Genomic DNA, 7,938 nt, shown 5'->3' with positions numbered 1-7,938 from the left:
GGATGTCCAACTTTTGGGGTGCAGTTCAAACTTTTCAGACGGCCTTCTTGTTTGAGCAAATAGAGATTACGGTTTCACTACTTTACCGTTGATTTTGACGGAAGTCAGTTTCAGGTTGTAGGTTTTGCCGTCATCGGTATAGCTGATTTGCGCAGGGATATTGTCGATATCGGAAGCAAAAGAGTAAGTAACGGTATCATCGCCACGGCGGACGCGATATTTGCTCACAGGCGTTGTACCACCGTTCAGTTTATAGCTTTCGCTACCGATTTTGTTCATGCTGCCGACGGTGTACAGTTTTTTACCGTTGGTAATTTTCAAACCTGACGGCAGGCGCACGTCATTGGCGGCCAGTTGCCATGCCAAAGTGAACAAGTCCATGGCCGGGCCGGATTTTTCGGTTTTCAAATCACCGGCTTTGCCATAAGTGATATTGCCGCCGGAGAATTTGGCCTCGGCATACACTTTGCCGCCGCGTACATCTTTGTAGTAAGACGGATGCAAGGTCGTGCCGTTGATGCTGCCGCCGGATTCAAAGCGGATATTGTAAAGCGGTACTTTAATGGTAGAGACGATTTTGTATTGGTTGCCGCTACGTGTGAAGGTCATGGTCGCAGGAATACCGTAGCTGCCTGAGTATTGCAAAACGGCAGATTGCGGCAATTCAGCGGCTTGTGCGCCGATAGAGGCAGTGAGCAGGGAAAGTGTCAGCAGGGTTGTTTTAATCGGATTCATGATGTTTTCCTTGTGTGTATGGTGTTTTAATTAAGCCAACAGGCTTTGACCGGCGGCATTGCGTTGTGCATTCAAAACGCGGTTGCCTTCGATTTTCAGACGGCCTGCAACAAAGTCGGCAACGGCTTGCGGGAAAAGCTGGTGTTCAACCGTCAGCACGCGTGCAGCAACGTCGTCAGCAGTATCGCCGTCCAAAATAGGAACAATGCCTTGTGAAATAATCGGGCCGCAATCCAGCTCGGGCGTCACGAAATGGATGGTGCAGCCTGCCACACGGCAACCTGCTTCCAATGCGCGTTCGTGGGTGTGCAAACCGGTAAAGGAAGGCAGGATGGACGGATGGATATTGATCAGGCGGTTTTCATAATGGGCGCAGAATTCCGGAGTCAAAATGCGCATAAAGCCCGCCAATACGACCAAATCGGGCTGATAGGCATCGATTTTTTCCATCATTGCCTGATCAAATGCCAGACGCGAGTCGAAGTTTTTATGATTTAAACTGTCGGTGGCAATACCGCGCTCTGCCGCCCATGCCAATCCGGCTGCGGTCTCGCTGTTGCTCAATACGGCTGCAATGTTGGCATCGGGAATATTGGCATTCACAATCGCCTGCATATTGCTGCCGCGTCCGGAAATAAGGATGACGATATTTTTCATCATAATTCCTTGTTTGTTTGGAATAAAGGCCGTCTGAAACGGAATTTTTCAGACGGCCTTTTATCCGTTGTTTAAGGGCGTAAGCCTTGATTCGGATTATTGAACTTTTTGTACGTCAACTTGTACAGGTTGTTGTGCAGCAGCATCAGGCGCACCGACTTTAACCAGTTTCACGTCGAATACCAAAGTAGCGTTCGGGCCGATTTTATCGCCGGCGCCAACTTCGCGGTAAGCCAATTTAGCAGGGATGTAGAATGTTGCTTCGCCGCCTTCTTTCAAGAGCTGGATACCTTCAGTCCAACCTGGAATCACTTGGCTTACAGGGAAGCTTACAGGGCCGCCGTTGGCTTTGCTGCTGTCAAACACGGTACCATCAATCAGACGGCCTTCGTATTCAACGGTAACGATGTCGTCTTTAGTCGGTTTTTTGCCTTCGCCTTCTTTGATGATTTTGTATTGCAGACCGGAAGCGCTGGTTTTCACGCCTTCTTTAGTCGCGTTTTCTTTCAAGAACGCTTCGCCTTTTTCCAAGTTTACTTTGGCATCTTCAGCACGTTTGGCAGTGGCTTTTTCTTGTTGCTCTTGCAGGAATTTCATCATCACTTCCTGAGCTTGGGCTTCAGTCATTTTGACTTCTTTACCTTCAAACATGGCTTCCATGGCTTCGGTGAAGACTTTCAAATCGATTTCCGTACCTTGGTCTTTCATTTGTTTCAATGAACGGCCGATGTCCACACCCATTGCGTAGCTGGCTTGTTGGGCAGTAGAGCCGATGGCAGAAGCATCTGCAGTCGCATTTGAAGCTGCGGAAGCAGCAGGGGCGTCTTTAGCGGCAGTGTCTTTTTGGTTGCAAGCAGTCAGTGCCAACAAAGCAGACAAAGCCAATGCGCTGAATTTGAAAGTTTTGTTCATGATTATGTCTTTTCCGGAAAGGTCAAAAAAGGGGATTATAGCTGAGTTTGAATGAAATGGAATCAAGGTGGATAAAAATTTGTAAAGGCGCTTATCAAAAACATTAAGGCCGTCTGAAAACAGGTTTCAGACGGCCTACTCTTAGCTATCGGTCAAACGATTAATACCAGCCGCGCAGTTTCATTGCTTTTTCAACACGACGGATACTCATCATGTAGGAAGCGGTACGCAGGTCGACATCGTATTCTTGAGCCAAGTTCCAAATATCGCGGAACGCACGGCGCAGGACAACGGTTTCTTTCTCTTGAACTTCGTCAAACTCCCAGTAGTAGCCTTGCAGGTTTTGTACCCATTCAAAATAGGATACCACCACGCCGCCGCAGTTTGCCAAAATATCAGGAACAACCAATACGCCGTTTTGACGCAGAATAACGTCGGCTTCTGGAGTGGTCGGGCCGTTTGCGCCTTCAACCACGATTTTCGCGCGTACTTTACCGGCATTTTCAGAAGTCAGTTGGTTTTCCAGCGCGCAAGGGGCGAGTACATCCACATCCAAAGCCAAAAGTTCGGCATTGCTGATTTCTTTACCGTAGCCGGCCTCATTGGTGATGAAACCTTTGGTTTGGAATTCTTTGATGATTGCTTCCATATCCAAGCCGTTTTCGTTGTAGATGGCAACGTCAACAGTAGATACGGCAACGATTTTCGCACCAGCTTTATGTGCATAGTAACCGGTGTGGTAGCCCACGTTACCGAAACCTTGAATGGCGTAAGTAGCACCCTTCACGTCTTTGCCCAGTTTTTCCAAAGCTTGGACGGCAGCGAAGTTTACGCCGTAACCGGTGGCTTCGGTACGTGCCAAGGAACCGCCAAACTCAACCGGTTTGCCGGTGAATACACCCGGTGCAGAATGTTTCACCACATTTTCATAGGCATCAACCATCCAAGACATGATTTTGCCGTTGGTGTTCACATCAGGAGCAGGAATATCGATTTTCTCACCAATTAGCGGAGAAATAGCTTCGGAATAAGCGCGGGCGATGCGTTCCAATTCCGCTTCAGAATAGTTACGAGGATCCAAAGTAATACCGCCTTTACCGCCGCCATAAGGAATACCTGCCACGCAGCATTTGATGGTCATCCAGATAGACAGGGCTTTAACCTCGTCCATATTCACATTGGGATGGAAACGCACGCCGCCTTTGTAAGGGCCGACGGCATTATTGTGTTGTGAACGGTAGCCGGTGAAGTTTTCTACTGTACCGTTGTCGAGTTTGACAGGGAAGTTGACTTCCAAAACACGTTGCGGCTTTTTCAAGATTTCAAATACTGCTGGATCGGCATTCAGACGGTCGCAGGCAGTTTTCACTTGTTTTTGCGCAATTTCAAACGGATTCAGCGTTTCTTTTACAGCAGATGCGGACATGTATTTTTCCTTTTCATACATATGATTAGACGAGAGCCATACACGTTACTATATACAAAAACGGACAAAAATGTAATAGCGTGTAGTCGATAAAAAGCGAATCTATTCATTTATATATGAATTTAGTTTGAGGTCGTCTGAAAATATCGGCACACCAACCAAAAAATTTTCAGACGGCCTAGTATAAATGCTCATCAAACCATTCAAAAAAACACACAAACCCTTTGTTTTTTAATACCTACCAAACCACCCTTTTTGTTGACAAAATCCCTTTCACATTCCCAATAGGCTGACAGTCTTACACCATCAAAAATTGTTAACAATTTAAACAAACATCTTTTTAAAGAATCAGCAAAACATCGGCAAATCAGGCAAACAATGTTAAAATAAGCGCTTAAATAATATGACAGAAAGCTACTTAATGACCACTGCTGCTTTAGAACACGTTCAAGCCGTTGCCTTTGATTTGGACGGTACCTTATGTGATTCCGTTCCCGATTTGGCCGCAGCAGCCCAAGCCATGTGTGCGCACTTGGGTTTACCTGTTTTACCCACCCAAACGGTTGAAAGTTATGTCGGCGACGGCATCAGCAAGCTGGTTCATCGCGTCATTACCAATGATCGTGAAAAAGAAGCCGATCCTGAAATCTGGGAAAAAGGCTTTGTGTTCTTTATGAAATATTATCGCGAGCACTTGAGCGACTTTACTCGCCCCTACCCTGAAACCGAAGCCGGTCTCGGCCTGCTCAAGTCCTTGGGTATTCCATTGGTTGTCATTACCAACAAAAACGAAGTGCTGGCAGCCGAGCTGCTGAAACAGCTTAATCTCGACGGCTATTTCAGCCTGGTTCTCGGCGGCGACAGCCTGACCGAGAAAAAACCCAGCCCATTGCCGCTTCAACATGCGGCCGAAGTTTTGGGCATCGACGTTGCCAATATGCTGATGGTGGGCGACTCTAAAAATGACATTATTGCCGCCAAAGCGGCCGGTTGCTTCAGTGTCGGCGTAACATTCGGCTACGGCGACATGACCTTGCTCTCTCAAGACAAAGCGACCAAACCTGATTTGTTGATTCGCACCCTGCCTGAAATCTACGAAAATCTGCAACCGCAAAAAAACAAAGACGAAGAATAATTCGGCTTTATTTTCAGACGGCCTTTTCGGTGCTTTCACCCAATCAGGCCGTCTGAAATGTAATTCAATGTAGTTAAAATCCCTACCCTTCCATATCCCCATGAAACCTCCCAAAACCTTACGCGCCCGCGCCTTAGATATTCTTTCCCGTCAGGAAGTCAGCCGTGTCGGCTTGAAACGCAAACTGGCTCCCCACGCTGAAAGCGAAGAAGAATTGGAAAAGGTTTTGGACGAATTCGCCGAACGAAATTGGCAATCCGACCAGCGTTACGCAGAAGCCTATATTCACAGCAAGAGCAACCGTTATGGCACGCTCCGCCTCAAGCAAGCCTTGGCGCAACAAGGTATCGATGCAGACGACTGTCGGGAGTTCTTACCCGATAGGGAAGACGAGCTGCAAACCGCCATTTCCGTCTTGTGTAAAAAATTCAAGCAAGAAGCTCAAGATTTGAAAGAAAAACAAAAACAAGCGCGTTTCCTTGCCTATCGCGGCTTTGGCTCCGACACCATTCAGACGGCCTTAAAAACCGCGTGGAATGAAGACGAAGACTTCTATCAATAATCATTCCCACTTGAATCTTTGCTTCTATCGGCGTACCCTTACGCTTTTATTCAATAATTCAATCAGAGCTTCATCATGTCCGACAAACCGCACGATACACCTAATCCCCTAATCGAAGACGAACGCAAAAATCCTGTTTACCGCTTGGGTCAGGCAGTAGCCGGATTCATGTTGCTGGTTTGGGCCGGCGTTTTGGCCTTGGTTTTCTTCTTGGTTTTCCGTTTTTGGTTGAATTAAACCCAATCCAATTACAAAAAAGCCATAAACCCTCTTAAAAAAGCCAACAGCTTTTATTTGTAAACATCAAAAAGGCCGTCTGAAAACACTTTCAGACGGCCTTTGCTTATAACGAGATTATCCTCGAATCACTTTGCGGATATTCGGATTGGCATGCATTGCATGAATAATCTGATTAACCTGATCCAAGTCTTTGACTTTAATTGTGAATTTAAATTCTACAAAACCTTCCGTTCCTGCTTGCGCTTTGGTTGGCGTATCCACAGATTCGATATCCGCACCGGAATTGGAAATCGCTTGCGCCATTGAAGCCAGCAAACCATGCGCATCTTCAGATTTGACATTGAGAATGGTGCGGTACGTTTGATTGCGCAAACTGTCCCAGCCCGCATCGAGTTGCTCTTCCGGATCGGCTTTGACCAAAGTTTGACAAGTATCTCGGTGGATAATCATACCCTTGTCTTTGACCAATAAGGCGCGGATCGCATCGCCTGGAATCGGATGGCAACATTCGGCAAAATGAATCCGGCCGGTTTCTTGATCGTTGACTTTGATCGGGCTGAGTTTGACCGTGCTGCCAAAATGTTGGCCTGCCAACTCGGCAATGTGCATGGCAACGTGTACCGGCAAAGTATGCCCCATACCGACATTGTAGAGAACCTCTTCAAACGATGTTTGTTTGGTATTCAAATCGGCAAGGTATTTTTCCTTGAGGTCGTCTGAAAGCAGGATGTCTTTAGGCAACAGGCTGGATAAAGCTTTTTGCAGCAGGTTCTCACCCAAAACAACGGCATCGTGACGATTCAGATTTTTAATGTATTGGCGGATGGCGCTGCGCGCACGGCTGGAAACGGCAAAGTTCAGCCATGCTACATTAGGCTTGGCATGCTCGGAAGTAATGATTTCTACCGTATCGCCGGTTTTCAGCTTGGTACGCAACGGCATCATGACGTTATTGATACGCGCGGCAACGGTTTTATGACCGATATTGGTGTGAACGGCATAGGCAAAGTCAATCGGTGTCGCCCCTTTAGGCAAGGTAAGGATATCGCCTTTCGGGGTAACGATATAGACTTCGTTGGGGAACAAATCGACTTTGACATGCTCCAGAAACTCGATGGCATTTGAGCTGCTGGCCTGCAGGTCAAGAATATTTTTCATCCATCGGTTCATATGGAGGACGGCTTGGTCCGGAGTATTTTTACCGGATTTGTAAATCCAATGGCCGGCAATACCCCCCTCAGCCACAGCGTCCATTTCACGCGTACGGATTTGCACTTCGATCGGCAAACCGTAAGGACCGACCAAGGTCGTATGCAGGCTTTGATAACCGTTGCTTTTCGGAATGGCGATATAGTCTTTGAAACGGCCGGGCTTGGGGTGGTATAAATTATGCAATGCGCCCAACGCGGCGTAACAGGCAGGGATACTGTTTACGATGACCCGAAAGCCGTAAATATCCATCACTTCGGCAAAACGCAGTTTTTTAGCCAGCATTTTTTGATGGATGCTGTATAAGTTTTTCTCGCGGCCTTTGATTTTGGCTTCAATATTGACACCGACCAAACGCTGACTGAATGCACGCAACACTTTGCCGACAACATCGCGGCGATTTTTGCGGCTGTTGTCCATGGCTTTTTTCAGGGTTTCGTAGCGTCTTGGGTGGAGATTTTGGAACGATAAGTCTTGAAGCTCTTGATACGCATTGTTCAGGCCAATGCGGTTGGCGATTTGAGCATAGATTTCGAGGGTTTCTTTGGCGATGCGGCGGCGTTTTTCCGGACGCATAGAGCCAAGGGTGCGCATATTGTGCAATCGGTCGGCAAGTTTGACGACGATGACACGCACATCTTTAGTCATGGCGAGGATAAGCTTGCGGAAACTTTCCGCCTGATGCTCGGCATGATCTTCAAATTTGAGTTTTTCCAGTTTGGAGAGGCCGTCTACCATTTCGGCAATGGTATCGCCGAATTCTGCCGCCATTTCGACTTTGGTTACACCCGTATCTTCCAATACATCGTGCATAACGCCCGCGCAGAGGCCTTGAACATCCATGTGCCAAATCGCAAGCTGCGTGGCAACGGCAAGGGGATGGGTGATGTAGGGTTCGCCGCTTTTACGGGTTTGTCCGTCATGGGCGTGGAAAGCGTAGGCAACGGCTCTTTCAAGCTCGGCCTGCTCGTTGGTATTGAGATAGGATGCGGTGCGAAACAAAAGCTCGCGCGCTTCCGCTGTCAACGGATCATAGGGGGCGGTAGGCAGTGGGGCTGGCAT

Annotated in this window: 8 protein-coding genes; 3 read left to right on the top strand and 5 right to left on the bottom strand. The window is 47.7% G+C overall.

Annotated features, from left to right (window positions below):
- Window positions 1-66: 66 nt before the first annotated feature.
- The 4 genes from HMPREF3052_RS05655 to HMPREF3052_RS05640 form a co-directional block, all read right to left on the bottom strand.
- Window positions 67-735: a DUF3108 domain-containing protein gene (locus HMPREF3052_RS05655; protein ID WP_049329869.1), complete on the bottom strand. Its 669-nt coding sequence runs from the start codon at window positions 733-735 to the stop codon at window positions 67-69.
- Window positions 736-765: 30 nt separating this feature from the next.
- On the bottom strand, window positions 766-1,392 hold the full coding sequence (gene purN, locus HMPREF3052_RS05650) for a phosphoribosylglycinamide formyltransferase (protein WP_070749076.1): 627 nt from the start codon (window positions 1,390-1,392) through the stop codon (window positions 766-768).
- A gap of 96 nt (window positions 1,393-1,488) precedes the next feature.
- Window positions 1,489-2,304, bottom strand: a complete 816-nt coding sequence (locus tag HMPREF3052_RS05645) for an FKBP-type peptidyl-prolyl cis-trans isomerase (protein ID WP_049352165.1) — start codon at window positions 2,302-2,304, stop codon at window positions 1,489-1,491.
- 160 nt (window positions 2,305-2,464) lie between these two features.
- Window positions 2,465-3,730 carry a Glu/Leu/Phe/Val family dehydrogenase gene (locus HMPREF3052_RS05640; RefSeq protein WP_003685975.1) on the bottom strand — a complete coding sequence of 422 codons (1,266 nt, stop codon included), beginning with the start codon at window positions 3,728-3,730 and terminating at the stop codon, window positions 2,465-2,467.
- 421 nt (window positions 3,731-4,151) lie between these two features.
- Here HMPREF3052_RS05640 and HMPREF3052_RS05635 point away from each other — a divergent pair, with 421 nt between their 5' ends.
- The 3 genes from HMPREF3052_RS05635 (at window position 4,152) to HMPREF3052_RS11605 (ending at window position 5,664) form a co-directional block, all read left to right on the top strand.
- Window positions 4,152-4,865 carry a phosphoglycolate phosphatase gene (locus HMPREF3052_RS05635; protein WP_070749074.1) on the top strand — a complete coding sequence of 238 codons (714 nt, stop codon included), beginning with the start codon at window positions 4,152-4,154 and terminating at the stop codon, window positions 4,863-4,865.
- Between the two features lie 100 nt (window positions 4,866-4,965).
- Window positions 4,966-5,427: a recombination regulator RecX gene (recX, locus tag HMPREF3052_RS05630; RefSeq protein ID WP_070749072.1), complete on the top strand. Its 462-nt coding sequence runs from the start codon at window positions 4,966-4,968 to the stop codon at window positions 5,425-5,427.
- 75 nt (window positions 5,428-5,502) lie between these two features.
- Window positions 5,503-5,664 carry a hypothetical protein gene (locus HMPREF3052_RS11605; RefSeq protein WP_141756612.1) on the top strand — a complete coding sequence of 54 codons (162 nt, stop codon included), beginning with the start codon at window positions 5,503-5,505 and terminating at the stop codon, window positions 5,662-5,664.
- 117 nt (window positions 5,665-5,781) lie between these two features.
- On the opposite strand, the gene HMPREF3052_RS05625 is transcribed toward HMPREF3052_RS11605, so the two are convergent.
- A complete protein-coding gene (locus tag HMPREF3052_RS05625) occupies window positions 5,782-7,938 on the bottom strand; it encodes a RelA/SpoT family protein (RefSeq protein ID WP_070749070.1) in 2,157 nt (718 codons plus the stop codon).

Source organism: Neisseria sp. HMSC056A03, from assembly GCF_001815685.1.
In the GTDB taxonomy this organism is placed as follows: Bacteria; Pseudomonadota; Gammaproteobacteria; order Burkholderiales; family Neisseriaceae; genus Neisseria; species Neisseria subflava.
This window is presented reverse-complemented; position numbering and strand designations above follow the sequence as displayed.